Source organism: Mycobacterium sp., from assembly GCF_049280035.1.
Taxonomy (GTDB): domain Bacteria; phylum Actinomycetota; class Actinomycetes; order Mycobacteriales; family Mycobacteriaceae; genus Mycobacterium.
The window spans coordinates 1-25,705 of record NZ_JBAPPI010000655.1 but is presented as its reverse complement, the minus strand read 5'-3'; the positions used below and the strand labels follow the sequence as shown (position 1 = coordinate 25,705).

Sequence of the window (25,705 nt, the reverse complement as noted above, 5' to 3'; positions counted from 1 at the left end):
TGTACCACTGGTTGGCCAACTGGCAACTACGCGCTGCCGAGGCGGCCAGCATCCGTCCCGGAGACTTGTCGGATGCGGCGACGTCATGCACGCCAGAAGCATTGCGGTCGTTTGGGATTCGTGAGTTCGCCGAGACCGAGCAGGCGCTTGATGATTTCTCCACCTGGTGGCGCCACGGCGGAAGCCCGCTGCTACGCGGGCTGATCGACGCCGGCACCGTTGAATTGCTGGGCGGTCCGCTGGCGCATCCGTTTCAGCCGTTGCTGACGCCGCGGCTGCGCGAGTTCGCGCTGCGCGAGGGCCTAGCCGATGCCCGGCAGCGGTTGGCGCACACGCCGATTGGCATCTGGGCACCCGAATGCGCTTACGCCCCTGGGATGGAACACGACTATGCCTCCGCCGGAGTCGGCCATTTCATGGTCGACGGGCCGTCGCTGCACGGTGACACCGCGCTGGGCCGGCCGGTCGGCGACTCTCGAGTCGTCGCGTTCGGACGTGACCTGCAGGTCAGCTATCGGGTGTGGTCGCCAAAATCCGGCTATCCCGGAAACGCCGCCTACCGCGATTTCCACACCTGCGACCACCGCACCGGCCTGAAGCCGGCCAGGGTCACCGGCCGCAACGTGCCGTCGAACGCCAAGGCGCCCTACGACCCCGACCGCGCCGACCGCGCTATCGATAGCCACGTTGCTGATTTCGTTGACGTGGTCCGTGGCCGATTGCTTGCCGAATCCGAGCGCATCGGGCGACCGGCGCACGTGATCGCCGCGTTCGACACCGAGTTGTTCGGCCACTGGTGGTACGAGGGCCCGGAATGGCTGGAACGGGTCCTGCGGGCGCTGCCGGAGGCCGGGGTGCGCATCGGCACACTGAGCGACGCAGTCGCCGAGGGTTTTGTCGGCAACTCCGTCGAATTGCCGCCCAGCTCTTGGGGTTCCGGCAAGGACTGGCAGGTGTGGGCCGGTGACAAAGTGTCTGATCTGGTGCAACTCAATAACGAGGTTGTCGACACCGCGCTGAGCACCGTCGACAAGGCGCTGGCCCAGACCGCGTCGCTGGACGGGCCAATCCCCCGCGACCAAATCGCCGATCAGATCCTGCGCGAGACATTGCTTACTGTGTCCAGTGATTGGCCGTTCATGGTCAGCAAGGACTCGGCTGCTGACTACGCCCGCTACCGGGCTCATCTGCACGCCCATGCCACCCGCGAGATCGCCGGAGCGCTGGCGTCGGGCCGCCGGGAGGTCGCGCAACGTCTGGCAGATGGCTGGAACCGAGCCGACGGGCTGTTCGGCGCGCTGGATGCACGCAGGCTGCCGCGATGAAAGTCCTGATGGTGTCGTGGGAGTATCCGCCGGTGGTGATCGGTGGGCTCGGCCGCCACGTCCACCACTTGTCGACGGCGCTGGCAGCCGCCGGGCATGAGGTCGTCGTGCTGTCCCGCCGCCCGACTGGCACCGATCCGAGCACACACCCGTCCTCGGATGAAATCAACGAGGACGTCCGCGTCGTCGCGGCCGCGCAAGACCCGCACGAGTTCACCTTCGGCAAGGACATGATGGCCTGGACCCTGGCCATGGGCCACGCCATGGTCCGCGCCGGACTGTCGATGAAGGACACATCAAGCGACCAACCGTGGCGCCCCGATGTCGTACACGCACATGACTGGCTGGTGGCCCATCCAGCCATCGCGTTAGCTGAGTTTTACGACGTGCCAATGGTTTCCACGATTCACGCCACCGAGGCCGGTCGACATTCCGGATGGGTCTCCGGATCGCTGAGCAGGCAGGTGCACGCCGTCGAGTCGTGGTTCGTACGCGAATCCGACTCGCTGATCACGTGTTCGGCGTCAATGTGTGACGAGATCACCGAGCTATTCGGGCCCGCGCTGGCCGAGACCACCGTAATCCGTAATGGCATCGATGCGGCGCGCTGGCCGTTCGCCGCTCGCCGGCGCCGCACCGGCCCTCCGGAACTGCTGTTTGTGGGCCGGCTGGAATACGAGAAGGGTGTGCACGACGCGATCGCGGCACTGCCGCGGATCCGACGCGCCCATCCCGGTACCACGTTGACGATCGCCGGCGACGGAACCCAGCTGGATTGGCTCGTCGAGCAGGCTCGTAAACATCGGGTGCTCAAGGCAACCCGGTTCGTCGGGCGGCTCGATCACGACGAGCTCTTGGCGGCGCTGCATCGCGCCGACGCCGCGGTGCTGCCCAGCCACTACGAGCCGTTCGGGTTGGTGGCGCTGGAGGCTGCGGCGGCGGGAGCACCGTTGGTGACGTCGAACATCGGCGGCCTGGGTGAGGCGGTGATCGACGGCGAGACCGGGATCTCTTGTCCGCCCCGGGATGTAACGCGGCTAGCCAAAGCGGTCCGCGCCGTGCTTGACGATCCGGTCGCCGCCCAACGCCGGGCCCGGGCCGCGCGTGAACGGCTGACGTCGGATTTCGATTGGCACACCGTCGCTGACGAGACCACGCAGGTGTATCTGGCGGCCAAACGCCGCGAACGCCAGCCACTGCCGCGGCTGCCCATCGTCGAGCACGCGCTGCCGGACCGCTAGTCGGCAGACCCGCCGCTGATCACAGGCCGCGACGCGCCGCTCGGACGGCCGCTACGGCCTCTGGGTTACCGTCGAATTCGATGCGCGCGGCATTGCGACCAGCAACGAACAACACCAACTCCGGCGGTTCGCCGGTCACAGTGACGACATCTCCACGTCCTGCGCGGGCAATCCGTTGGCCCTCGGTTGTCTGCAGGACAACCTGGGCCGGCTGTTTCGCCAGCGTCATGCGGCTCAGTAATCCGAGCTGACGCCGCAGCGCGGCGACGGTCGATTCGTCGAGCACTCTGGGCTGCCACCCGTCGACGGCGCGGCGCACATCCTCGTGATGGATGAACATCTCGCCGAGGTTGGCGACCGAGTCGAGCAGCTTGAACGGCGAGTACACCGGCGGCCCGGAGGCGACCATCTCGACCAGGTCATCCCAGCTGTTGAACCGCGCCATCTGGTGCTGGACCCTGGCGGTGTAACCGGCCAGGAATCCAATCGCGATCCCGGGCGTCGCGTCCAGCCTCCGTTCCCGCACCACGAGGTGGGCTGCCAGGTCACGGGTGGTCCAGCCCGCGCAGAGGGTGGGCGCGTCGGGCCCGACTGTGCGCAGGGTGTCGACGAGGGCGCTTCGTTCCCGCTGGGCGGCGTTCATGGCCACACGATAAGCCATCAGATTGCCTGCGCCCGAACAACGTCCGCCGGTCCATGCCCGGTATGGCTTCGCCCGCTACGCCGGTGAAGGGGCTGCGCGGAAGCGATTCGCCGACGACTGTTTCCCGGACCGATTGCCGGTTGCATTAATCGCCGAGCGGGTTATTGCGGGCGATCATCCGCTGACCTGACGTGCCAGCGTCCCAGCAAGGGGCGATTTGGCTCAGTTGCGTCAATTTGATCATCTCACCAGATATGCAAAAGACCTCGCTGTCAAGATCGGTTCGATATGCTAATCGCGATTTGCGGCGCTTAGACGCCGCCATCGCACACGTTCCGAAGTTACCGGCGTATTGCCGCTGACCCACCGGGTGTCCGATACGCTGTTCGAGCAATCGCCAAGAAGGATGCGGTTAGGTGACTAAGCGGGGCACAAAGAGTTCACCAAACCGAGCAGACCTGGAGGAGCTGATGTCCGCAGATATGCGGGCAGTCACAGCGCAGTCTGATCGGATAGGTCGCTATTTCGCACGCCAGAACAACGTGAGCAGCAACGACTTCCACGCCTTGCTGCATGTCATGATTGCCGAAACTGCCGGAACACCATTGACCATGGCTCAACTACGGCAGCGCATGAACGTCTCACCGGCCGCGATCACCTACCTGGTCGATCGGATGATCGACGCCGGTCATGTCCGGCGTGAAGCGGATCCAGCGGATCGACGAAAAGCACTCCTCCGCTACGAAAACAGCGGAATGGAATTGGCACAGACGTTCTTTACCCCGCTGAGTGTCCATCTCAGTTGCGCGCTTGCCGAGCTGGCCGACACGGACCTTATCGCGGCTCATCGAGTATTCGTTGCGATGATCGCCGCGATGTCGACGTTCGAGAGCGAACTGGTTGCGCAGCAACCCAAGTCGGCAACTGCGCGCGCCACCGCAACCAGCGATTTCACAAAAGATACTGAGTCCGCCTGATTTGCACTACCAAGGGATCAACTGAAAAGCCTTAGCGGGTCGCTTTTTTGCGTTCGATATCGGCTAGTGCCGCCGCCAGTTCGGCGCGCTGCGCAGCCGACGTCTCCCAGGCGAGCTGCCGGTTTTTGACCACCTTGGCCGGCGCGCCGACCGCGATCGAATAGTCGGGCACATTGCCCTTGACCACGGCGTGCGATCCCAGCACGCAGCCCCGCCCGATGGTGGTCCCGCGCAGCACCGTCGCCTTGACTCCGACCCACGTGTCCGGCCCGATCCGGACTGGGCCCTTGACAATGCCCTGGTCCTTGATTGGCAGATTGATGTCGTCCATTCGGTGGTCGAAATCGCAGACGTAGCACCAGTCGGCAATCAGCACCGAATCGCCGAGCTCAATGTCGAGGTAGCAATTGATGACGTTGTCGCGGCCCAGTACCACCTTGTCGCCGAACCGCAGCGAGCCCTCGTGTGCGCGGATGGTGTTCTTGTCGCCGATGTGCACCCATCGTCCGATCTCCAGCTGCGCCAGTTCCGGGGTCGAATGGATCTCGACACCTTTGCCCAGGAAAACCATGCCGCGGGTAATGATGTGCGGGTTGGCCAACTTGAACTTCAGCAACCGCCAGTAGCGGACCAAATACCACGGGGTGTAGGCGCGGTTGGCCAGCACCCATTTCAGCGATGCCAGCGTCAGGAACTTGGCCTGGCGTGGGTCACGCAGCATCGATCCCCGCCAGCGGCGATGCAGAGGTGCCCCCCACATTGTCGTCATGGCCGGAAAGCCTAGCGCCGCGACCGATGCACGCCGGAACGGGGCGGGCGCAGAAGCGGGGCAATCAGGGCTGCGCGAAGTGCCACGGGTTACCCTCGGCTGTACTCGACCGCAGCTCATGCCCCACGTTCCGGGAAGGATTTGGAAGCCACACCGTGTTCTGGCCAGTCCCCCGACGTGCGCTGCGGCGTTGGTCATGCACGGTATCGACGGTCGTTCTGACGGCCACCCTGGCCGGCTGTAGCAATACCGACTCGTGGGTCGACACCGTGCCCGCCCAGGGCTGGCCCGCGCAATACGGCGATGCGTCCAACAGCAGCTACACCGCGACGTCCGGGGCTACCAACCTGACCCTGCGCTGGACACGCTCGGTCAAGGGCTCGCTGGCGGTGGCACCGGCGCTCAGCTCCCGAAATTGGATGGCACTCAACGCGCAAACACCGGGCGGCTGCTCGCTGATGGAGTGGGAGAACAACGACAACGGCAGGCAGCGCTGGTGCACCCGACTATTCCAGGGCGGCGGCATCTCCGGCCCGTTGCTCGACGGCTTCGACAACCTCTATGTCGGCCAGCCCGGGGCGATACTGTCGTTTCCCGTCACCCAGTGGATCCGTTGGCGCCGACCGGTAATCGGAATGCCTTCTACGCCAAGGATTCTCGGGGATAGTCAACTGCTCGTTGTCACGCACCTGGGGCAGGTGCAGGTTTTCGACGCACACCGCGGCACCGTCATCGGCAATGCGATGGACCTGGTGGACAACGTCGATCCGGCCGACTTCACCCGTGGGCTCTCCGATTGCGGACCGGCCCGGGTCGGCTGCCCGGTCGCCGCGGCGCCGGCGTTCGCGGCAGCCAGCGGGATGGTGGTGGTGGGTCTGTGGCAGCCGGGTGCCCCCGCGCCGGTGCTGACCGCGTTGAAGTACCACCCAGGCGAAAGCCCGCTGCTCACGCGTGAATGGACCAGCGATGCGGTGAGCGGCGGGGTGATAGCCAGCCCGGTGCTGTCCAGCGACGGGTCGACGATTTACGTCAATGGCCGCGACGAGCGATTGTGGGCGCTGCACGCCGCCGACGGCAAGCCGAAATGGTCTGTGCCGCTGAAGTTCCTTGCGCAGACCCCGCCCTCGGTGACGCCGAGCGGGTTAATCGCGTCGGGGGGCGGCCCGGATACCCGGCTGGTCGCCTTCAAGGACGCTGGCGACCACGCCCAGCAGCTCTGGCGCCGCAACGACGTCAGCCCGCTGTCGACGTCGAGTCTGGCCGGCCAGGGCGTCGGCTACGTCGTGGTGACCGGCGGCCCCGGCGAGGGAGCACGGGGTATGTCGCTGTTGGCCTTCGATCCGGGCAGCGGCCGGACCCTCGGGAACTTCCCGTTGCCTGAGGCGACCGGCTACCCGGTCGGCGTGTCGGTCGGCCACGACCGCCGGGTAGTCACCGCCACCAGCGATGGCCAGGTGTATAGCTTCGCGCCGAACTGACTGGCCCGAAGGCATCACCTCGGCAAGGATGGTCTGGGTGTCGAATGATCCGGCCATGCAGTACCCGTCGGCGCAGAACACCAGCCGCAGTAGTGGTATCGCCCAGTTAGCAGTGGCCTTTGGCGCCGCGGCGACGGAATTGCAGGCGGGCCCCGTCTAGCCCTTGACCGTCAGCGGCGGGACGGCGTTGCGCGGCACGTGAACCTGGGTGGCACCGGCGATCGACGCCGGCAGTAGCTCTCCCGGTGCGAAGTAGAAGATCAGCTCGTCGTCGGTGATGGCGAAGTTCTGGTAGTGCGAGGAATCGAGGCCGGAACCGGGCAGGATCGCACCGCCGAACCCGGTTTGGCGTCCCACCTCTCGCTGGACGATCGGAAAGATGGAGTCAAGCGGTTTGCTGTTGGGCGCGAAAAGCGTGTCGAAGGTGATCGGCTTCTGCGCGCCGACGTCGTAGTTGAAACCCTTGTAGGAGGTAGACGGCCGCGGGCCGCCGAGATCCTCGAAAACCTTGACCACCACGCTTCGGGTGCCGCCGGGGGGTTGCCCGGAGTGGTACTGCTCGGAGGTCACCTCCATCTGGTACGGCACATCGCGGGATCCCGACGTCTGCGACGACGTCTGCACGACGTTGACGAATCCGTCCCGGTTCTGGCTGACGTAGTCGGTCAGCGCCTGCTCGTCGGGATAGTCGAGTGGGAACTTCATGTCCAGGCTGTAGGTCGAGTTGGTGGCATGCACGTGGCACGTCTGCTCACCCTCGACATCGCCGCCCATGCTGGTGCAAGCCGAGTCTGCCGCGGCGACCGGGCCGCCGGCCCAGCCCAGCAGGGCCCCGGCCGCGGTCAGCGCGGCCGCGATCAAGTTGCGCATCGGTCGACTTGTCCTCGCAGACTGGGAGCGGCTGAAATGCCGTCTCGACAGACTACCCGGGCCCCTATCGCGACGGACGGGAAACCTCCGCCGCCGACGCGGTCAAATACCTCGGCGGGTCAGCAGCCACCGTCGCGCGAGGCTGCGCGACAGTGCCCGCTGACCCGCTAGGAGGACAGTGGCTTAGAACAAGGACAGCAGGTCGGTGAGGAAGTTGCTGCTGGTATCGACCGCCGCGGAGCCGGGCACGGTACCGAAGAGCGTGATGATGTCGTACAGGAAATTGGCGTTTTGAGCGGTGGCGGTCATGTTGTCAACACCCAAGACGGCGGCGAGGTCCGAATTGCCGGACGCAGTATCGGCGCCGGAGAACGCGTTGCTGCCCATGGTGCCTGTGGGGTCGAACACGTAGGCGATGTCGTTGTTGCCGGTAAGGCTGGTGTCTGCGAAGCTGCCGCCGGCCACCGCGTTGCTCCCATTGCCGACCTCGGAGGCGATGTCGTTGTTGCCGATGCCCGCAAACGAACCCAGGTTATCGCCGGTGAAGTTGCCGGACTGGCTGGCGCTGTCGGAGTTGCCGTCGACGGCGGCGGGGCCAAGACCGAAGCCATTGTTGTTGCCGAAGTCGATAGCGGTGTCGTTGTTGCCGTTCCCACTCAATCCGACCAGGCCGCCGGCGCCGGCGAACGCGCCGGAGTTGCCGTCGATGATCGGCGCAGTGGGGTCGGGACCGTTGTTGCCGATGTCGATGGCGGTGTCGAAGCTGCCGGTCCCGCCGTTGGGGTTATCGATAAGGCTGGCGGCGCCGGCGAAGGCGCCGTCGGGGAAGCCCTCGGTGGTCGGGGTGTTGTTGCCGATGTCGATGGCGGTGTCGAAGGTCGAGCTACTGGACCCCCCGCCCGCGTTGGCCAAAGCGTCGGTGCCGTCGGCGAGGGCATAGTTGCCGGCGCCGCCGGTGGCGTTGGCGGTGGCGCCGTTACCGATGGCGATCGCGAAGTCCCCCAGGCCAGAGTTGGCGGTCGCCGCGTTGCCTGCTGTGGGGAGCAGGTCCATACCGTTGATCGAGATCTGAATATCCAGAGCTGATGCCGCCGTGTCGGCGCCGGGGAGAGCCCCACCCAGCAGACTATCGAGCGACGACAACCAGTCGGTGGATGTGTCGGCTGAGGCGGTCCCTGGCGTCGAGGCGATGGCCGCCCCAACGCCCAACCCCACCGCCAACATGCCTACACGAGCGATACCACGAGCGTTCATCATGGGTTTTCCCTTCCCCGCCGCGCCCTCACCGGGCGCGGGATGTTTCATTCAGCGAGGCGTGCGCTGAACCTTCTTAGCTTAACGACAGCTAAGAGAGATGTATAGAAAATCTGAAAAAAACCCGACGGCCGTCTCAGTTTTCTTGGTCTGCTAGCTGGCAAAGTGGTCGGCTGCCTGCGGCGAAAGCGGTTCCGCGCACTAAGCTTTCGAAATTATCGCCAACATGACAGTTGATCGCAGCGCTGAACGGCTCCGTCACCGCGACGGCCGACACACGAACACCGTCCCGCGCGCGGCTGCACCCGAGCCGAGTCGGGTAATCACCACCGTCAACGAGTCGCTGCCGCGCAATGCCAACCGCCGTCGCAGCGCCGCGGGGTCGACATCCACACCGCGTACCAAAATCTCCAACGCGCCGCAGTCCAACGCCGCAAGCGCTTGACGTAACCGACGCTCATCAAACGGCAGCTGCTGGACAACCTCGAACCCACGCATGCCCGTGGGCAAGTGGTCCCCGGACAGGTAGGCAATGTGCGGGTCGAGCTGCCACAGCCCGTGCCGCGCGGCGTAGTGGCGCACCAGACCGGCCCGCACCACCGAGCCGTCGGGATCGACGATCCACCGGCCGGCGGGCCGCACCGGGCAGACGTCCGGCTCGGCGTCACTGATCTGTTCGCCGCGGTCCAGGATGCTGGCTCGACGGTGCACACCTCGCTCGGCCAATCCCGTCGACCACAGGCATGCCTCCCGCACCGACCCTTGATAGGAGGTGATCTCGATCTCGCCATCGAATCCAACGCGGGACACAGCGTCGAAATCGATTCCGGGAGCACACTTTACGGCTAGCTCCCGGCCGCGATAGACCTCGAATAGCCGGTCCAAAGCGGGTTGGTAGTCACGTGGGTTGAAGCGCCGCCGTCCGGCATCGCGCCGCGCCGGGTCGGCCAGTATCACCGCGTCGCGAGTCACCGGGTGCAATGCATCGGCGCGGCACAGGTCGATGGCGCCACCCAGGTTGTGCTGAGCCATCGCCAGCCGCACGGGGTCGATGTCGCTGCCGAGCACTCGTGCCGCTGAGTCGCCCAGTGCCGCGAGTTCGGTACCGATCGAGCAGGTCACATCGTGCACGACGCGGCCGGCCAACCGTTGCGCCCGATGCGATGCGACGGGTGCAGCGCTGGCTTGCTGCAGCGCCTCGTCGGTGAACAGCCACTCGCCGGTACCCGGCAGCTTGTCGGCCGCGCGCCGACGCAGCAGCACCGTTTCGACCAGCGCGGGCGTCCTGTCACCGAATTGCTTTCGCAGAGAAGCGATTTCGGCGACACGGTCGGTCAACGGCAGCCCGTCCACCACGCTCAGCGCCGCGCGGCCCGCCTCCGATGTCAGGTAAGCAACGTCATCGAGCCCGAAGTTCAGGACGGCTTGATCCCGGTGATCATCACGTTGTAGAACCAGCCTTTGGGCACCATCCGACGCCACACGTTGGCATCCACCCAGCTCAGCATCTTCCAGCCGGTGAAGGCGAACCTCGCCCAGGCCCAGCCCAGCCGATCCGGCGGTACCGTCGCTTCGAATGTCCGGAGCGGCCAGCCCAACATCGCGGCAGTGAATTCGACGGTGGAGGTCTCGACCTGAACGGCGCCGGCGTCGGTGGCCATCCTCTCCAGGTCACGCGGGTCAAACGTGTGCAAGTCGACCACCCACTCCAGAGCGGCGGCCCGTGAGTTCTCGTCGAGCTCGGCCTGCGGACGGCGCCAGCTTCCCAGTCCGGGCAACTTCACAGCCCGGATGGTGACGTTCCACGTCAGGTCCGCCAGCGTGCGGGCGTAGCCGTTGCCGACGGTGGTCGGCTCGCCGGCGAATACGAAGCGGCCACCCGGCCGGAGTACCCGCAGCACCTCACGCAGCGACTGCTCCACGTCGGGAATATGGTGCAGGACGGCATGTCCAACCACCAGGTCAAACGTGTTCTCGTCATACGGGATGCCTTCGGCGTCGGCGATCCGGCCGTCGATGTCCAGGCCCAGCGACTGCCCGTTGCGGGTCGCGACTTTCACCATTCCCGGAGACAGGTCGGTGACCGAACCGCGCCTCGCGACGCCGGACTGAATCAGGTTGAGCAAGAAAAAGCCGGTGCCGCAACCTAATTCGAGGGCACGGTCGTATGGCAGCCGGTAGATCTCGTCGTCGGGGACGGCGCCGTCGAAGCAGTCCCGCGCGTAGTCGATACAGCGCTGGTCATAGGAGATCGACCACTTTTCGTCGTAGTTCTCCGCCTCCCAGTCGTGGTAGAGCACCTGGGCCAGCTTGCTGTCGTGGCGGGCGGCCTCAACCTGCTCGGCGGTGGCATGCGGTTGCGGCGCCTGGTCACCGGCGGCCTTCGAACTCCTCGTCACGAAGGGCCAGCTTAATGGCGTGGGCGAATACGTCCACAAAGCGGTGGCGTTCGGCGGCCACCCGCTCGGCCGGAGCCAGCTCGAACACCTCGTCGATACCCGCCTTGGCCGCGGCCAGCGCGTACTGGGGTCCCTCGACGAAGCGGCCGGCCCAGGCCACGGCGGCGTCGTACACGTCGTCAGGGGCCACCATCTCGTCGATCAAACCCAGGGCCAGCGCCTCCTCAGCGTCGACGAAACGCCCGCTGTACACGAGTTCCTTGGCCCTGCTGACCCCGACCGTGCGGATCAGTCGCGCCAAGCCGACGCCATCAGGCACCAAACCGGCCAAAATCTCCGTCGCACCGAACCGCACGTTGTCGCCACTGACCCGCCAATCGGCGGCCAGCGCCAGGCCTACGCCGGCGCCCAGCGCGTACCCGGTGATTGCGGCGACGGTCGGCTTGGGGATCGCCGCGACGGCGTCGACGGCGTCGTGACGCACTCGTGCCCAGGTCTCGGCTTCCGAGACGGCCAGGGTGCGCAGTTGCGGCGTGTCGTCGCCGGCGGAGAAGATCTCGTGGCCGCCGAAGATGATCACCGCGGCGATGTCGTCGCGCTGGGCGACCTCGGCGGCGGCCTGACCGATCTCCCGGTAGACCTGCCGGGTCATCGCGTTGGTGGGCGGCCGCGAGAGCACCAGGGTGCCGACGCCCGGGCGCTCTGCGTCCACGTGGATGCTGACGAACTCGCTCATAGCCGCCATCGGTGTCCGCCGGCTTTCCGCGCCTGGTGGTAGCGGTCGGAGTCAAAGAACTCGAATATCCAGTTGTCGCCATCGATTTCCACGTTCGGTTGCACGGTGACGATCTGACGCTCTACGGCCAACACATCGGCGACCGTGCGTCCGTCCAGCGAATCCAGCTGGGTCCAGGTCGGCGGCAACAGGAAGCAGCGGCCGCCCGCGAAGTCGTCGATGGCGGCCTGCGGCGTGGTCCAACCCGCACGATCGGATTCGGTGTTCTCCCCGTCAGCGCGCTGCCCCTCCGGCAACGCTCCGACGAAGAAATAGGTGTCGTAGCGGCGGGTGCGTTCGGCCTCGGGTGTCACCCAGTTCGCCCACGGCCGCAGCAGGTCAGCCCGCAACACGAGATTCTCCCGACGCAGGAAGTCGGCAAACGACAACGTCCGGTCTGCCAGCGCCAGCCGGGATTCGCGGTACACCGATGCATCGCCGACGATGCCGGTCGGGTCGTCGGCCGGGCCGGCGAATAGCACGCCGCATTCCTCGAAAGTCTCGCGGGCCGCAGCGCACACCAGCGCTTCGGCCAGCTCGGTCTCGATGCCGAACCGCTGCGCCCACCACGACGGCGGCGGTCCAGCCCAAGCGATCTGGGCGTTGCGGTCGCGGTCGTCGACGCCGCCGCCGGGAAACACCATCACCCCGGCGGCGAACTCCATCGCCGAGTGCCGGCGCATCAGGAAAACAGAGACGCCCTTTGCGCCGTCACGGATCAGCATCACGGTCGCGGCGGGCCGAGGCGTCAGCGGGGGCTGATCTTGCGGTGAATTCATCAGCGCCTCCGGTGGGCCGCGCGGGTGCGAGTGCGGCGGGCGAAGTAACGCCCGTCGATCGAGTCGACCGTGATCGCCTGGCCGAACGCCGCCGATAAATTCTCGCTGGTCAGCACATCGGTCAGCAAACCCGCTGCGACGACCTGTCCCTGCGACATCAGCATGCAATGGCTGAAACCGATTGGAATCTCCTCGACGTGGTGGGTGACCAGGACCAGCGCCGGAGCGTCCGGGTCGGCGGCCAAGTCGGTCAGCCGCGCTACCAGCTCCTCGCGGCCGCCGAGGTCCAGGCCGGCGGCGGGTTCGTCGAGCAGCAGCAGCTCGGGGTCGGTCATCAATGCACGCGCGATCAGCACCCGCTTGCGTTCGCCCTCCGACAGCGTTTCGTAGGTGCGGTCGGCCAGGTGCTCGGCGCCCAGGCTTTCCAGCATGTCGATCGCCCGGTGGTAGTCGACGTCCTCGTAGCGTTCCCGCCACCGACCCAGCACCGCGTAGCCGGCCGAGACAACCAGATCGCGCACCACCTCATGGCCGGGAATCCGCTGCGCCAACGCTGAGGAGCTCAACCCCACCCGGGAGCGCAGCTCGGCCATGTCGACCCGGCCGAGGCGCTCTCCGAGCACATAGGCGACACCCGACGATGGATGCTCGGCGGCTGCGGCGATGCGCAACAACGACGTCTTGCCGGCACCGTTGGACCCGATGATCACCCAGCGTTCGTCGAGTTCGACCGACCAACTCACCGGCCCAACCAGCAGATGCCCATCTCGGCGCAGCGAAACGTCTTTGAAGTCGATCAGCAGATCGGGGTCGGCTGCCTCGTTAGTCTGGTCGGTTCCACCCTCGGATTCTCTCGAATCCTCTGGTTTCACCTCCGGCTTCCGGTTTCGCGCACCCGACCATCGTGCCGTACCGCGACGCTGCGGCGGCTGTCGGGTCACGCGGTCGGTTCCGATCCGTAGCGACCCGCTGCGCCCGGCTTCGCCGCGCTTGCGATCGCTACTCGGGTGGGATCTCGACGCGTCGCACCACACCGTCGACCGCGTCGGCGGCCTCGATCTCACCGCGCGTGACGCCGAGCAAAAACAGCACGGTGTCCAGGTACGGATGGCTCAGCGACGCATCGGCGACTTCCCGCAGCGCGGGTTTGGCGTTGAATGCGATACCCAGGCCCGCAGCGGCCAGCATGTCGATGTCGTTGGCGCCGTCACCGACCGCGACCGTCTGCTCCATCGGCACGCCGGCCTGATGCGCAAAGTCCCGCAGCGCCTTGGCTTTACCCGCCCGGTCGATGATCGGACCGAGGACACGCCCGGTGATTTTGCCGTCGACGATCTCCAACTGGTTGGCGGCGACGAAGTCCAGCATCAGCTCATGCGCCAGCGGGTCGATGACCTGCCGGAAGCCGCCAGAGACTACGCCCACGGAATACCCCAGCCGCCGCAGTGTGCGCAGCGTGGTCCGCGCGCCAGGGGTCAGCTCCAACTGATCGCCGACCTCGTCGAGCACTTCGGCGGGCAGTCCGGCCAGGGTAGCGACCCGCTGCTGCAGCGACTCCGCGAAATCCAGTTCACCGCGCATCGCGGCCTCGGTGATGGCGGCGACGGCGTCTTGGGTGCCGACTCGGGCGGCCAGCATCTCGATGACTTCGCCCTGGATCAGGGTCGAGTCGACGTCGAACACGATCAATCGTTTGGCCCGCCGGGACAGGCTGTAATCCTCCACCGCGATGTCAACACTCGCGTCGGCGGCTACCCGGGTCAACGCGGCCTGTAGCTGGCCACCGACTCCCGGCGGCACCGAGACTCGCAGCTCCAGGCCGGTGACCGGATAGTCGGAGACGCCGCGGATGAGGTCGATGTTGACGCCCAAGGTGGCCACTTCCCGGGCCACCGCGCCGAACGCTTCGGCGGTGATCGGCCGGCCCAGCACCATGATGGTGTGCGTCGACGGTTCCCGGATGATCGGCAGATCGTCGCTGCGCTCAATGCTGACGTCCAGGCCGACCGCGTGGATGGCCGCTTCGACTTCCGCCCGCAGCGCCTCCCCCTCAGCGACTTCCAGCGGAGCCGACACCAGCACACCCAACGTCAGCCGGCCGCGGATCACGACTTGCTCGACGTTGAGCAGCTCGACATGGTGCCCCGAGAGAACCTCGAAGAGCGCCGACGTCACGCCTGGCTTATCGACACCGGTGACGGTGATCAACGCCGACACCATGCGGGGTCTAGTCACCCCAGATTGCCGCGGCGACGGTCCATCAGGTGCGAACGCTCACGTCGTCGGCTCTGGTGACGTCGCTGTCGCCGGGGCCGTGAGAACGCCCCACGTGCGCCTCGGCGCGCAACCGCTCGACCATGTGCGGGTAATGCAACTCGAAGGCCGGACGCTCGGAACGAATCCGGGGCAGCTCGGTGAAGTTGTGCCGCGGCGGTGGGCAACTGGTGGCCCACTCCAGCGAGTTGCCGTACCCCCAAGGGTCGTCGACAGTGACCACTTCGCCGTAGCGCCAGCTCTTGAAGACGTTCCAGACGAACGGAATCATCGATGCGCCAAGGATGAACGCACCGACCGTGGAGACGACGTTGTACATCTGGAATCCGTCAGTGGGCAGGTAGTCGGCGTAGCGGCGCGGCATCCCGAGGTCGCCCAGCCAGTGCTGAATCAAGAACGTGGTGTGAAAACCGATGAACGTCAACCAGAAATGCAGCTTGCCCAGCCGCTCGTCAAGCAGCCGGCCGGTCATCTTCGGGAACCAGAAATACGTTCCGGCGAAGGTGGCGAACACGATGGTCCCAAACAACACGTAGTGGAAGTGCGCGACCACGAAATAGCTGTCGGTGACATGGAAGTCGATCGGCGGGCTGGCCAGCAGCACCCCGGTCAGACCACCCAACAGGAAGGTGATCAGAAAGCCGACCGCGAACAGCATCGGCGTCTCAAAGGTCAACTGCCCCTTCCACATGGTGCCGATCCAGTTGAAGAACTTGATCCCGGTCGGCACCGCGATCAGATAAGTCATGAACGAGAAGAAGGGCAGCAGCACCGCCCCGGTGGCGAACATGTGGTGCGCCCACACCGCTACCGACAATGCCGCGATCGACAGCGTCGCGTAGACCAGCGTGGTGTAGCCGAAGATCGGTTTACGGGAGAACACCGGGAAGATCTCGGTCACGATGCCGAAGAACGGCAGCGCCACGATGTAGACCTCGGGGTGACCGAAGAACCAGAACAGGTGCTGCCACAACAGGACTCCGCCGTTGGCCGAGTCGTACACATGGGCGCCTAGGTGCCGGTCGGCGGCGAGTCCGAACAACGCCGCAGTCAGCAGCGGGAACGCCAACAGCACCAGGATGGACGTCACCAGGATGTTCCAGGTGAAGATCGGCATCCGGAACATCGTCATGCCCGGCGCACGCATGCAGACCACCGTGGTGATCATGTTGACCCCGCCGAGGATGGTGCCCAGACCGGCGACGATCAGACCCATGATCCAGAGATCGCCGCCGGGCCCGGGCGAGTGGATGGCGTCCGTCAACGGCGTATAGGCGGTCCAACCGAAGTCGGCCGCCCCACCCGGGCAGATGAAGCCGGCCATGCCGATCATGGCGCCAAACAAGAACAGCCAGAACGAGAAGGCGTTCAGCCGCGGGAACGCCACGTCGGGCGCGCCGATCTGCAGCGGCAGCACCAGATTGGCGAACCCGAACACGATCGGAGTCGCATAGAACAGCAGCATGATCGTGCCGTGCATGGTGAACAGCTGGTTGAACTGCTCGTTGGAGAGGAACTGCAGACCCGGCGCGGCCAATTCGGTTCGCATCAGCAGCGCCAGCAAGCCGCCGATGAAGAACATGATGAAGCACGTGACCACGTACATGATCCCGATCATCTTGTGGTCGGTGGTGGTGATCAGCCGGTAGACCAGGTTGCCTTTAGGTCCTGTTCGGGGCGGGTATGGACGACTCGCCTCGAGTTCTCCCAGCGGGGGCGCTTCGGTGGTCAACAGCTCCTCCAAACGTCGGGCAAAGCAACTGGGATCAGTGGCTCCCGAGTCTAGCCTTCGACAGTGCCCAGCGAGCGACTGGTCCTACAAACTGTCGTACTGGGTGTCCGGCGGCCAAATGTTAGCGTCGGACCCGTGCTGTTCAGGCGGATGCGACCCACGACGGCCGCCGCCGCGATAGCTATTTCGGTCACGCTATGCAGCGGTTGCACGTCAGGAGCACCCGGCGGCTCGCCGCCGACTTCGGTGATCACCAGCACCACCCAAATCGCGGGCGCCGGAGTTCTTGGCAATCAGCGGCGGCCCGACGAGTCGTGTGCGCCGCAACCGGCTGAGCCGGATCCCGGCCCGCCCACTCGCACGGCCCACAATGCGGCGGGCGTAGCGCCCGATGTGGTCCAGGTGCACTCCGACCCGCAGCGCATCGTCGTGCTCTCCGGCGACCAACTCGACGCCCTGTGCGCACTGGGCCTGCAGTCGCGGATAGTGGCCGCCGCGCTGCCGGACGGCTCCTCGGACCAGCCGTCGTACCTGGGAACAGTGGTGCATCGCCTGCCTGGCGTCGGCACCCGCAGCAGTCCCGACCTGGCGGCTATCGGGGCGGCCAAGCCGGATCTGATCCTTGGCTCGCAAGCGCTGACGCCGAAGTTGTATTCGGCGCTGACCGCGATCGCGCCGACGGTATTCACCGCGGCACCGGGCGCGGCCTGGCAGGACAATGTGCGTGGCGTGGGCGCGGCCACCGGGCGGGCCGACGCGGCGGGCGGCGTAATCGACGAGTTCACGAAGAAGGCCCATGACGACGGCGCCGCGCATGACGCCGCCCACTACCAGGCGTCGATCGTGCAGTTCACTGAGAACACCATCCGGGTATACGGCGCCGAAAACTTCCCGGCCAGCGTGCTGACCGCGGTCGGCGTGGATCGCCCTGCAGCACAACGGTTTACCGACAAGCCTTACATCGAGATAGGCAGCACCGACGCCGACTTGGCGGGCCACCCGGACTTGTCGGCGGCCGACGCCGACCTGGTGTACGTGTCGTTCGCGTCGCCGGCTGCCAAAGACCGCGCCGCCACCATCTTCGACAGCAACCCGTGGCGCAAGCTGTCGGCCACCCGCGAGAACCGGGTGTTTGTGGTGAACAACGAAATATGGCAGACCGGCGAGGGTGTGGTTGCGGCCCGCGGTGTCGTCGACGACCTGCGGTGGCTCAACGCGCCGATCAATTAACGGCTGGGGATCTGTGACGTTGACCGCATCGAGAAGAAATACATAGTCTGTCTATGCTATTCTTGGGCGCGTCCAATACAATTCGATATTGCAATAAGCGCACTCAAGAGGACCGCCCATGAGCACCGTTTCCGCATATGCCGCTAACTCGGCGACCGAACCGCTGACCAAGACCACGATCACCCGCCGCGACCCTGGCCCGCACGACGTGGCCATCGACATCAAGTTCGCCGGAATCTGCCACTCCGACATCCACACCGTCAAAGCCGAATGGGGTCAACCCAATTACCCGGTGGTCCCCGGTCACGAGATCGCCGGCGTGGTGAGCGCCGTCGGCTCTGAGGTCACCAAATACAAAGTGGGCGACCACGTCGGCGTTGGCTGCATGGTGAACTCCTGCGGTAAGTGCAGCAGCTGTAAGGCCGGGCTCGAGCAGTACTGCAAGCCGGGCGCGACCTTCACCTACAACTCCATCGACAAAGACGGCACGTCAACCCAAGGCGGCTACAGCCAGGCAGTCGTCGTCGACGACAACTTCGTGGTGCGCATCCCCGACTCGCTGCCGCTGGACAAAGCCGCCCCGCTGCTGTGCGCCGGCATCACGCTCTTCTCGCCGCTCCGGCATTGGAAAGCAGGGCCGGGCACGCGGCTGGCCATCATCGGCCTGGGCGGCCTGGGTCACATGGGCGTCAAGCTGGGCGCGGCGATGGGCGCCGAGGTGACGGTGCTGTCGCAGTCGCTGAAGAAGATGGAGGACGGCCTACGCCTGGGCGCCAGCCACTACTACGCCACCGCCGACCCGGACACCTTCAAGAAGCTTCGCGGCAGCTTCGACCTGATCCTCAACACCGTGTCGGCCAACCTCAACCTCGGCGACTACCTGAACCTGCTTGACGTTGACGGCACGCTCGTCGAGCTGGGGATCCCCGAGCACCCGATGGAGGTGCCGGCGTTCCCGCTGGCGCTGGCCCGGCGCAGCCTGTCCGGGTCGAACATCGGCAGCATCGCCGAAACCCAGGAGATGCTGGACTTCTGCGCCGAGCACGACGTGACGCCGGAAATCGAGGTCATCCAACCCGACTACGTCAACGAGGCCTACGAGCGCGTGCTGGCCAGCGACGTGCGCTACCGCTTCGTGATCGACACCTCAGGCTTGTGAGGCGGCCGCAGCTTCCCCGTTAGACGCATCGCCGTGAGCCCCGTCAGCGATACCCGCAAGCGGCCAACCGGCCGCGGCAAGCCTGGCTGCCACCCGCGCGATGTTTTCCGGGCCGGCGTCGTATTGCGTCATGTCCGAGATGAAGTCCGCGATCACGTCGCGGTCAACCGGGCCCTCGACCTCCTCGTCGATGGCGTCGACCACTTCGGTGATCTCCTCCTCGCTCAGCGGCGTGCTGTGCAGCAGCGCAAGCAACGGCACGCGGTCGGGTCCAGGAACGCCTTCCGGGTAGCCGACTTGCAGCCACTGGATCACGGAACGGAAAAAAGCCGCCGTCGAAGATGGTGTTATCGCCACCTGATCAGTGTCACGAAAGGTGGGTCAACGGCGCTACAAAGGCGGCGCTCCATTCACACAATTCATGCACCGTTCATCTGGACAGTCCTGGTCGTCCGCGGGAAGACAGGTCCATTCCGGTCGGCGTCTGACCCGAATACCATGCCCCCGCATGGAACCTATCGGATGGCGGCAGCCCACCGGCACGTTCTGCAAGAAAGGCCACCCGCAGTTCATCGAAGTACGAATGACCAAGGTGCACAAGGCGGACCAGTACGAGGGTCAGGTCGGCCCGAGCTGCTGGCGTCGGTGGTGTCCGGCGCACCGGGAGTTCATGCGCAGCGAGAAACAGCGACGCGGTTAGCGCCGGCTAGTTGGCGCTCCCGGCGAGCAGCGCGACATTGCGTTGAATGCGTCGGCTGCGGTGCATCGAGATGGGAATGGCAATCGCCCAAAGCACCGCAAGCACCAGGAAGTACCGCCTGTCGCTGGGAAAGCTCGTCGCCGCCGCTGCGAATGCCACAAAGACGACCACGTACGTGACCCACGTCCACTGTTCGGCACGTCGAAGCTGCTCGGCAGACTTGTTGCGTAGCAGCGCCCTGCCAAGACGCGTCGCGGCTGCCCGGACGTCGGGATCGTGAGGCGCGCCGCCGTGCAGGACGGCATCGATTGACTGGGAACGTCCCGCTTGGTCCAGTCCGGATATCGCCTCTAGAGCTGCCCGATGCACACCTTGTGTCGCAAACGTGAAGTACCCGCCAAGGGCGGCACCAAAGACGATGGCTGAGAGGACGGCGCTTTCGAATTCATAGCTCGACTGCAGGCTAGTAAACAGGCCCCACAGCACGGCAAAGCTCAGCGCCCACACCAGAAATCGCAACCACGGGGGTTGCAGCAACAGCCGAAGGCCCATCACCAATCCGCGGGTTAGAAGTTCCAGTCCCCGTCTTCGGTGACGACGGCTTTGCCGATCACGTACGACGATCCCGATCCGGAGAAGAAGTCGTGGTTTTCATCGGCATTGGGTGATAAGGCGGACAGGATGGCCGGGTTTACGTCGGTCTCATCGCGCGGGAACAACGCCTCGTAACCGAGATTCATCAGTGCCTTGTTTGCGTTGTACCGCAGGAACTTCTTGACGTCCTCGGTCAGACCAACTTCGTCGTAGAGGTCCTGGGTGTACTCCACCTCGTTGTCGTAGAGCTCGAAAAGCAGCTCGTAGGTGTAGTCCTTCAGCTCGGCCTGCTTGGCAGCGTCCTCGAGCGCCAACCCGCGTTGGAATTTGTATCCGATGTAGTACCCGTGGACGGCTTCGTCGCGGATGATCAGCCGGATCATGTCGGCGGTGTTGGTCAGCTTGGCCCGGCTCGACCAGTACATCGGCAAGTAGAAGCCGGAGTAGAACAGGAAGCTTTCCAACAGCGTGGAGGCCACTTTGCGCTTGAGCGGCTCATCGCCGCGGTAGTACTCCATCACGATTTCAGCCTTGCGCTGCAGGTTGGGGTTCTCCTCGGACCAGCGGAAGGCGTCGTCGATCTCGGCGGTGGAGCACAGCGTGGAGAAGATCGAGCTGTAGCTCTTGGCGTGCACCGACTCCATGAAGGCGATGTTGGTGTAGACCGCCTCTTCGTGCGGCGTCAGCGCGTCAGGAATCAGGCTGACCGCCCCGACCGTGCCCTGAATGGTGTCCAGCAACGTCAAACCGGTAAACACCCGCATCGTCAGTTGCTTCTCGTTGGCGGTCAGCGTGCCCCACGACGGGATGTCGTTGGACACCGGCACCTTCTCGGGCAACCAGAAGTTGCCGGTCAGACGCTCCCAGACCTCGGCGTCCTTTTCGTCTTGCAGACGGTTCCAGTTGATCGCCGAAACCCGGTCGATCAGTTTCAGTTTTTCGGTCACCAGAACCCACCTCACCAGGACGGATAGTCGAGCATGCTCAGGCTTCAAACACTACCCCTGGGGTGCGACAAGACGAGGTAACACAACACGTTGTGTTCGCGTGTCGCCGCTAGTCAGTCCAATCCGGCGTGCCGAAGCGTGTGGGTAAGGCCCTGTTCAAGAGCGCTCAACGCGACGTCGGTGAGGCGACTCAGTTCATCGATGTCATGTTCGCTGGTTTGCATCCACGCTTCCAGGGCAGCGAACACCGCGGTGGCCAAGCTGTGTGCCGCGATGTCGGCGATCATGGCTCCGTCGGCAGTCGGTGTGGACCGTTGATGGATGAAGCGCTGAATCTCGTCGGCGAGTTGATCGCCAAGCCGGCGAATGTGGCTGGTGATGATCTGCTGGTCGAGGTCGCGTGACCGGATGGTGGCCGCTTCGCGGACCATCTGGAAGTCAAACGGGAACGCGTCCACGGCTTTTCGCACCGATGCGGTGATCGGTTCGCCGTGCGGGCGCAGCGCGAGGGCGCGGGCGAACCACTCGAAACCGATGTCGTAGTCGGCGAAAATCACCGCGTGCTTCGACGCGAAGTGCCGATAAAAGGTTCGCTCGGTGACCCCGACGTCAGCGGCGATGTCGGCGACGCTGGTTTGATGCACGCCGTCGGCGACAAAGCGGCGCATCGCGGCCTGTTGCAGCGCCTGACGCGTGCGTGCGCTACGGCTCAGGGCGAGCATGTTTTTCTCCGGTAAATGTCACTATTGACGCAAATATGTCAGGTATGACATTGTGCGGTCAAGCGAAGCCGGGTCCAGGAGGACGATCAGCATGGCCGACTACGACGCGATCATCATCGGGGCAGGCCACAACGGTCTGGTCGCCGCGAATGTGCTGGCCAAGGGTGGCGCGAAAGTGCTTGTCCTGGAACGGGCGCACTTCCTCGGCGGAATGGCCGCGACCCGTGAGCTCTTCGACGGATACAAGCACAGCGTTGGCGCGTGGGCGGTGCTGATCTGGCGCCAGGAGATGACCGATCGCCTGGAGCTGACCAAGTGGGGCTTCGAGCTGATGGATCAGTGGACGTCGACGTGCACGTTCGGCGACCCCGAGGACGCGCCCTTTGTGATGTACAACGACCTCGAGCGGATGGGACGCCACCTGATCGAGGATCACGGACCCGAGGTCGCGACGGCGTTGGGCGGGCTGTTCGCGCACATCGGCCGATTCGCACCGTATTTCGTCGATTCGGCGTTCGGCCCGCCGCTGGACATCATCGAGGTGATCGCCGCACAGCCGACGCGTGAGGACCGCCACGACTTCGCCCAGATGTGGTACGGCAGCACGATGGACACGGTCCGCCGCTTCTTGGCGCCCGACCAGGGCCGCTGCATCCAAGGCTCACTGGCGGCGATGTCCATCGACGCCTTCGACGGCGGCCCCTGGACCCCCGGCTCGAATGCGTCGACGCTGTACCACTACCTGATTGGCGGCGGCAACGTCGAATACATCATGCCGCGCGGCGGCATCGGCTCGCTGAGCACCGCGCTGTGTCGCCGTGCCGAGTCAATGGGCGCCGAAGTACAGATGAAGGCGCACGTCAAGCAGATCCTCGTCACCGACGGACGCGCCACCGGAGTCCAACTGCGAGACGGCACAACGATTTCGGCCGATGCCGTGCTCTCGTCGCTTGACCCGTACACCACATTCGTGAATCTGGCCGGCGCGCAGAACTTTTCGCCGGACTACATCCGCAAGATCAAGGAAATCAACTTCAACCTGGGATACATCCAGGCCCATCTGACCATCGACCAAGCTCCGCAATGGATCGAGCGGCTGCAGCCATACATGTGCGACCAAGGGCAATGGTGTCCCACCGTGGCCTACGCGCCGTCGCCGGAATACATCAGCGACGCGTGGGAGCAATACCGGAAGGGTCAGCTTCCCGACGCCCCGCCCACTTATCTGTACATACCCAGCATGGTCGATTCGTCATTGGCGCCCGAAGGTAAGCACAGCGCAACGATTTTCACCCCCTACTTCCCCACCGGACTGGACGCGGACGAAAACCGAAGCTGGAAAGAGCAATACGCCGACACCTGCGTGCAGATCTTCGACAAGTTCGCCCCCGGGTTCGCCGATTCGGTCACCAACCGCGTGGTGTTCTCCAACCGCTACTTCGGTAGCACCTTCAGCGCACACGCCGGTGACTACTCGCATGGCCTGCTGCAGCCCAACCAGCTGTGGACGGGCCGCGTCGTCGAGGGCGGCGACAAGTTCGCCACCCCGGTCGAGGGGCTCTACCTGTGTGGCCAATGCACGCACCCGGGTCCGGGAGTGACCGGCATCCCGGGATGGAACGGTGCCGAAGCGGCCCTCAAGCAGCTCAACGCGCGCGTCGGATAGGCGACTATTCAGAACGCGACTAAACATGTACCATTTGGTACATGTTTACCGAAGACAGTGTTGAGATAGACGCGCCGCCGCACTTGGTGTGGGAGGTCTTCAGCGATGTCGAACGCTGGCCCGACTGGACCGCCTCGGTGACTTCCTTGGTCGGCCGGGACGGACCCGACCTCGCCGTAGGCAAACGGTTCGCAATCAAGCAGCCCGGGATGCAGAAGCTGATGTGGCGGGTCACCGAGATCGAACCGGGCTCGTCCTGGACATGGGTGCAGCGCTCTCCCGGCGTGCTGGTGACCGCCCGTCACTACGTCAGCGCCCAACCCGGCGGCCGCACCCTGGTGCGCCAGCAACTCGACCAACGCGGCGCACTCGGCGCCTTGGTCGGACGGCTGATGGTCAAGAAGACCAAGCGCTTCCTCGAACTCGAGGGCCAAGGGCTCAAGGCCCGGTCTGAGCAGCTCAGCCGCGCCGATGGTTCGCACTCCTAACCTGGAGCGGCGCCGGCAGCTACTCGATGCGCTCGTCGAGGAGTTCGCGGCGGGTGGCGTCGGCGACCGCTCATTGCGCGACGTCGCCGCCGCGGTCGGCACCAGCCATCGAATGCTGCTGCACCACTTCGGGTCTCGAGAGGACCTGCTCGTGGCTATCGTCGAACAGGTAGAGCGCCGCCAGATGGGGCTGCTGCCTGAATTGCCCACAAATCCGGCCGAGAGTTTTGCCGCCATGTGGGCCGATCTTCGTCGCCCCGAATTACGGCAGCTCGAACGACTATTCTTCGAGTGCTACTCGCGGGCGGCCCAGGGCGAAAAGCCGTTCACGCGTATGGTTCCCGGCGCCGTCGACGGCTGGCTGCGAGAGGTCGAGACTGCCGCCGATGTTCCATACGATGCTGCGATGGCAAGGCTCGGGCTGGCCGTCACGCGTGGCCTACTGCTGGACCTTGTCGCGACCGAAGACGAGGCCGGCGTAGACGCGGCCGCGAATGCGTTCGTGAATCTGCTCAGGCGCTGACCCAGTGCCGCGCCGGGGCTACCTCGCCTTCGGCAAAAGCGAGATGATCGTGTCGACGAGTTCCTCGGCGTTGGTGTGCCACTTGTTCAAATCCAGGTGGCCGCTCAAGTCCAACCCCGTGATGCCGTGGGCGCTGGTCAAAAGCAGCGCTCCGTAGCGTCTCGCGCGGCGCGGACCGGTGATGCGACCCACGATGTCGAGAAACAAGTCCTGCGCGCGTTCGGCCACCCGGATCGCGTCGGTCGGGTCACCCGCCGGCGTAGTGAACATCAGCCGGTACAGGTGCGGCCGGGTACGGCCGATGGCGATCAGCGAAAGCAGACCGGATCGCAAGGACTCCTCGGGCGAGTAGTCGCTGTTGGCCAACACCTCGAGCGCATCACCCAGTTCGCTCAAGGCATTGGTGGCCAGGACGGTGAGCAAAGCCTCTTTGTCGGCGAAGTGGCGATACGCCGCCGAGCGCGACACGCCACTGCGAGCTCCCACCTCGCGCAGCGTCACAGCCTCGACTCCACCGAGGTCGAGTAAGACACCCGCCGCCTCGAGCAGCGAACGGCGGGTGGCCGCAGCACTCTCCGATCGTGTCGTCACCCGCAGAGCATAAAACGGTAGTTGGGTTGACAACGTCAACTTAACTGTTAGTTTGAGATGACAGCGTCAACTCAAATGCCGCCGGATGGAGACCGCCATGAATTCCTCGAATCGCACCGACCGTCATGAGCTGATCGTCGTGACCGGCGCTTCGACAGGTATAGGCGCAGCAACGGCTCGAGAACTGGCCGGCAAGGGTTTTCACGTGCTCGCCGGAGTACGCCGCGAGGCCGACGCCGAAGCGCTGCGTAGCTTGAGCATTGAGGGCAGCGGAAGCCTCGAACCGCGCATCCTCGACATCTCCGTTGAATCGGACATCGCCAGGATCGCCGACCGGGTCGCCCGCGATCCGCTGCACCGTCCCCTTCGCGCGCTGGTCAACAACGCCGGGATCGCGATCAATGCGCCAGTCGAAACGCTGCCGCTGGCCGAGTGGCGCCGGCAGTTCGAGGTCAATCTGTTCGGTCACATCGCGATCACTCAGGCGCTGTTTCCGGCCCTCCTGAGTAGCTCGGGCACTGTGGTGAACATCAGTTCCGTCGGCGGCAAGTTCGCCCTGCCGACTTACG

General features: G+C 65.1%; 28 protein-coding genes. 12 read left to right on the top strand and 16 right to left on the bottom strand.

Annotated features, from left to right (window positions below; translation table 11 throughout):
* Together WAN71_RS21160 and WAN71_RS21155 are read left to right on the top strand one after the other, a co-directional pair.
* A partial coding sequence (locus WAN71_RS21160; RefSeq protein WP_422227203.1) for a 1,4-alpha-glucan branching protein domain-containing protein occupies positions 1 to 1,325 on the top strand: 1,325 nt, incomplete at its 5' end.
* Complete coding sequence (locus WAN71_RS21155; RefSeq protein WP_422227202.1) at positions 1,322 to 2,566, top strand: glycosyltransferase family 4 protein; 1,245 nt, start codon at positions 1,322 to 1,324, stop codon at positions 2,564 to 2,566. The genes WAN71_RS21160 and WAN71_RS21155, both read left to right, overlap by 4 nt.
* A gap of 19 nt (positions 2,567 to 2,585) precedes the next feature.
* On the opposite strand, the gene WAN71_RS21150 is transcribed toward WAN71_RS21155, so the two are convergent.
* Positions 2,586 to 3,209 carry a TIGR03085 family metal-binding protein gene (locus WAN71_RS21150; RefSeq protein ID WP_422227201.1) on the bottom strand — a complete coding sequence of 208 codons (624 nt, stop codon included), beginning with the start codon at positions 3,207 to 3,209 and terminating at the stop codon, positions 2,586 to 2,588.
* A 416-nt stretch (positions 3,210 to 3,625) separates the two neighbouring features.
* Between WAN71_RS21150 and WAN71_RS21145 the strand changes: the two genes are divergently transcribed.
* Positions 3,626 to 4,186, top strand: a complete 561-nt coding sequence (locus tag WAN71_RS21145) for a MarR family winged helix-turn-helix transcriptional regulator (protein ID WP_422227200.1) — start codon at positions 3,626 to 3,628, stop codon at positions 4,184 to 4,186.
* A 31-nt stretch (positions 4,187 to 4,217) separates the two neighbouring features.
* Here WAN71_RS21145 and WAN71_RS21140 read toward each other — a convergent pair whose 3' ends face one another.
* On the bottom strand, positions 4,218 to 4,955 hold the full coding sequence (locus WAN71_RS21140) for an acyltransferase (protein WP_422227199.1): 738 nt from the start codon (positions 4,953 to 4,955) through the stop codon (positions 4,218 to 4,220).
* Positions 4,956 to 5,137: 182 nt separating this feature from the next.
* Here WAN71_RS21140 and WAN71_RS21135 point away from each other — a divergent pair, with 182 nt between their 5' ends.
* Both WAN71_RS21135 and WAN71_RS21130 read left to right on the top strand, forming a co-directional pair.
* Positions 5,138 to 6,433, top strand: a complete 1,296-nt coding sequence (locus WAN71_RS21135; protein WP_422227208.1) for a PQQ-binding-like beta-propeller repeat protein — start codon at positions 5,138 to 5,140, stop codon at positions 6,431 to 6,433.
* A gap of 37 nt (positions 6,434 to 6,470) precedes the next feature.
* Positions 6,471 to 6,593: a hypothetical protein gene (locus WAN71_RS21130; protein ID WP_422227198.1), complete on the top strand. Its 123-nt coding sequence runs from the start codon at positions 6,471 to 6,473 to the stop codon at positions 6,591 to 6,593.
* On the opposite strand, the gene WAN71_RS21125 is transcribed toward WAN71_RS21130, so the two are convergent.
* The 9 genes from WAN71_RS21125 to ctaD form a co-directional block, all read right to left on the bottom strand.
* Complete coding sequence (locus tag WAN71_RS21125; RefSeq protein WP_422227197.1) at positions 6,590 to 7,303, bottom strand: esterase; 714 nt, start codon at positions 7,301 to 7,303, stop codon at positions 6,590 to 6,592. The two genes, WAN71_RS21130 and WAN71_RS21125, sit on opposite strands and share 4 nt — an antisense overlap.
* Positions 7,304 to 7,486: 183 nt before the next feature.
* The gene (locus tag WAN71_RS21120; RefSeq protein ID WP_422227196.1) at positions 7,487 to 8,560 is read right to left on the bottom strand and encodes a hypothetical protein; all 1,074 of its coding nucleotides are present in this window, start codon (positions 8,558 to 8,560) and stop codon (positions 7,487 to 7,489) included.
* Positions 8,561 to 8,815: 255 nt separating this feature from the next.
* On the bottom strand, positions 8,816 to 10,015 hold the full coding sequence (locus WAN71_RS21115; RefSeq protein WP_422227207.1) for a THUMP-like domain-containing protein: 1,200 nt from the start codon (positions 10,013 to 10,015) through the stop codon (positions 8,816 to 8,818).
* The gene (locus WAN71_RS21110) at positions 9,973 to 10,956 is read right to left on the bottom strand and encodes a class I SAM-dependent methyltransferase (protein WP_422227195.1); all 984 of its coding nucleotides are present in this window, start codon (positions 10,954 to 10,956) and stop codon (positions 9,973 to 9,975) included. Before WAN71_RS21110 ends, WAN71_RS21115 begins: the two co-directional genes overlap by 43 nt.
* Positions 10,928 to 11,701: an enoyl-CoA hydratase gene (locus tag WAN71_RS21105; RefSeq protein ID WP_422227194.1), complete on the bottom strand. Its 774-nt coding sequence runs from the start codon at positions 11,699 to 11,701 to the stop codon at positions 10,928 to 10,930. The genes WAN71_RS21110 and WAN71_RS21105 overlap by 29 nt, the downstream gene beginning before the upstream one ends.
* A complete protein-coding gene (locus tag WAN71_RS21100; RefSeq protein ID WP_422227193.1) occupies positions 11,689 to 12,510 on the bottom strand; it encodes an NUDIX hydrolase in 822 nt (273 codons plus the stop codon). Before WAN71_RS21100 ends, WAN71_RS21105 begins: the two co-directional genes overlap by 13 nt.
* On the bottom strand, positions 12,510 to 13,382 hold the full coding sequence (locus tag WAN71_RS21095; RefSeq protein WP_422227192.1) for an ABC transporter ATP-binding protein: 873 nt from the start codon (positions 13,380 to 13,382) through the stop codon (positions 12,510 to 12,512). Before WAN71_RS21095 ends, WAN71_RS21100 begins: the two co-directional genes overlap by 1 nt.
* 127 nt (positions 13,383 to 13,509) lie before the next feature.
* Complete coding sequence (serB, locus tag WAN71_RS21090) at positions 13,510 to 14,730, bottom strand: phosphoserine phosphatase SerB (protein ID WP_422227206.1); 1,221 nt, start codon at positions 14,728 to 14,730, stop codon at positions 13,510 to 13,512.
* Positions 14,731 to 14,770: 40 nt separating this feature from the next.
* Positions 14,771 to 16,516, bottom strand: a complete 1,746-nt coding sequence (gene ctaD, locus WAN71_RS21085; RefSeq protein ID WP_422227191.1) for a cytochrome c oxidase subunit I — start codon at positions 16,514 to 16,516, stop codon at positions 14,771 to 14,773.
* A 150-nt stretch (positions 16,517 to 16,666) separates the two neighbouring features.
* Here ctaD and WAN71_RS21080 point away from each other — a divergent pair, with 150 nt between their 5' ends.
* Positions 16,667 to 17,746, top strand: a complete 1,080-nt coding sequence (locus tag WAN71_RS21080; RefSeq protein ID WP_422227205.1) for an iron-siderophore ABC transporter substrate-binding protein — start codon at positions 16,667 to 16,669, stop codon at positions 17,744 to 17,746.
* A 118-nt stretch (positions 17,747 to 17,864) separates the two neighbouring features.
* A complete protein-coding gene (locus WAN71_RS21075; protein ID WP_422227190.1) occupies positions 17,865 to 18,905 on the top strand; it encodes an NAD(P)-dependent alcohol dehydrogenase in 1,041 nt (346 codons plus the stop codon).
* Here WAN71_RS21075 and WAN71_RS21070 read toward each other — a convergent pair.
* The gene (locus WAN71_RS21070; RefSeq protein WP_422227204.1) at positions 18,894 to 19,220 is read right to left on the bottom strand and encodes a DUF3349 domain-containing protein; all 327 of its coding nucleotides are present in this window, start codon (positions 19,218 to 19,220) and stop codon (positions 18,894 to 18,896) included. The two genes, WAN71_RS21075 and WAN71_RS21070, sit on opposite strands and share 12 nt — an antisense overlap.
* Positions 19,221 to 19,413: 193 nt before the next feature.
* Between WAN71_RS21070 and WAN71_RS21065 the strand changes: the two genes are divergently transcribed.
* Positions 19,414 to 19,605, top strand: coding sequence for a hypothetical protein (locus WAN71_RS21065; RefSeq protein ID WP_422227189.1), 192 nt, complete (start codon positions 19,414 to 19,416; stop codon positions 19,603 to 19,605).
* Between the two features lie 6 nt (positions 19,606 to 19,611).
* Here WAN71_RS21065 and WAN71_RS21060 read toward each other — a convergent pair whose 3' ends face one another.
* The 3 genes from WAN71_RS21060 to WAN71_RS21050 all read right to left on the bottom strand — a co-directional run bounded on the left by WAN71_RS21060 (position 19,612) and on the right by WAN71_RS21050 (position 21,868).
* On the bottom strand, positions 19,612 to 20,157 hold the full coding sequence (locus WAN71_RS21060) for a hypothetical protein (protein ID WP_422227188.1): 546 nt from the start codon (positions 20,155 to 20,157) through the stop codon (positions 19,612 to 19,614).
* Positions 20,158 to 20,171: 14 nt separating this feature from the next.
* Positions 20,172 to 21,146 (bottom strand): class 1b ribonucleoside-diphosphate reductase subunit beta, encoded by a 975-nt coding sequence (nrdF, locus tag WAN71_RS21055; protein ID WP_422227187.1) that lies wholly within the window; start codon positions 21,144 to 21,146, stop codon positions 20,172 to 20,174.
* Positions 21,147 to 21,259: 113 nt separating this feature from the next.
* Positions 21,260 to 21,868, bottom strand: coding sequence for a TetR/AcrR family transcriptional regulator (locus tag WAN71_RS21050; RefSeq protein WP_422227186.1), 609 nt, complete (start codon positions 21,866 to 21,868; stop codon positions 21,260 to 21,262).
* Between the two features lie 91 nt (positions 21,869 to 21,959).
* Between WAN71_RS21050 and WAN71_RS21045 the strand changes: the two genes are divergently transcribed.
* The 3 genes from WAN71_RS21045 to WAN71_RS21035 are packed head-to-tail and all read left to right on the top strand — an operon-like array spanning position 21,960 to position 24,545.
* Positions 21,960 to 23,534 carry a phytoene desaturase family protein gene (locus WAN71_RS21045; RefSeq protein WP_422227185.1) on the top strand — a complete coding sequence of 525 codons (1,575 nt, stop codon included), beginning with the start codon at positions 21,960 to 21,962 and terminating at the stop codon, positions 23,532 to 23,534.
* Positions 23,535 to 23,575: 41 nt separating this feature from the next.
* Entirely contained in the window at positions 23,576 to 24,022 is a 447-nt protein-coding gene (locus WAN71_RS21040) for an SRPBCC family protein (protein ID WP_422227184.1), read from the top strand.
* A complete protein-coding gene (locus WAN71_RS21035; protein WP_422227183.1) occupies positions 24,006 to 24,545 on the top strand; it encodes a TetR/AcrR family transcriptional regulator in 540 nt (179 codons plus the stop codon). Before WAN71_RS21040 ends, WAN71_RS21035 begins: the two co-directional genes overlap by 17 nt.
* 18 nt (positions 24,546 to 24,563) lie before the next feature.
* Here the strand turns inward: WAN71_RS21035 and WAN71_RS21030 are convergent, their stop codons facing one another.
* Positions 24,564 to 25,136 (bottom strand): TetR/AcrR family transcriptional regulator, encoded by a 573-nt coding sequence (locus WAN71_RS21030; protein WP_422227182.1) that lies wholly within the window; start codon positions 25,134 to 25,136, stop codon positions 24,564 to 24,566.
* A gap of 97 nt (positions 25,137 to 25,233) precedes the next feature.
* On the opposite strand from WAN71_RS21030, the gene WAN71_RS21025 reads away from it, so the two are divergent.
* Positions 25,234 to 25,705 (top strand): SDR family NAD(P)-dependent oxidoreductase (locus WAN71_RS21025; protein WP_422227181.1); only part of this gene is annotated, 472 nt, incomplete at its 3' end.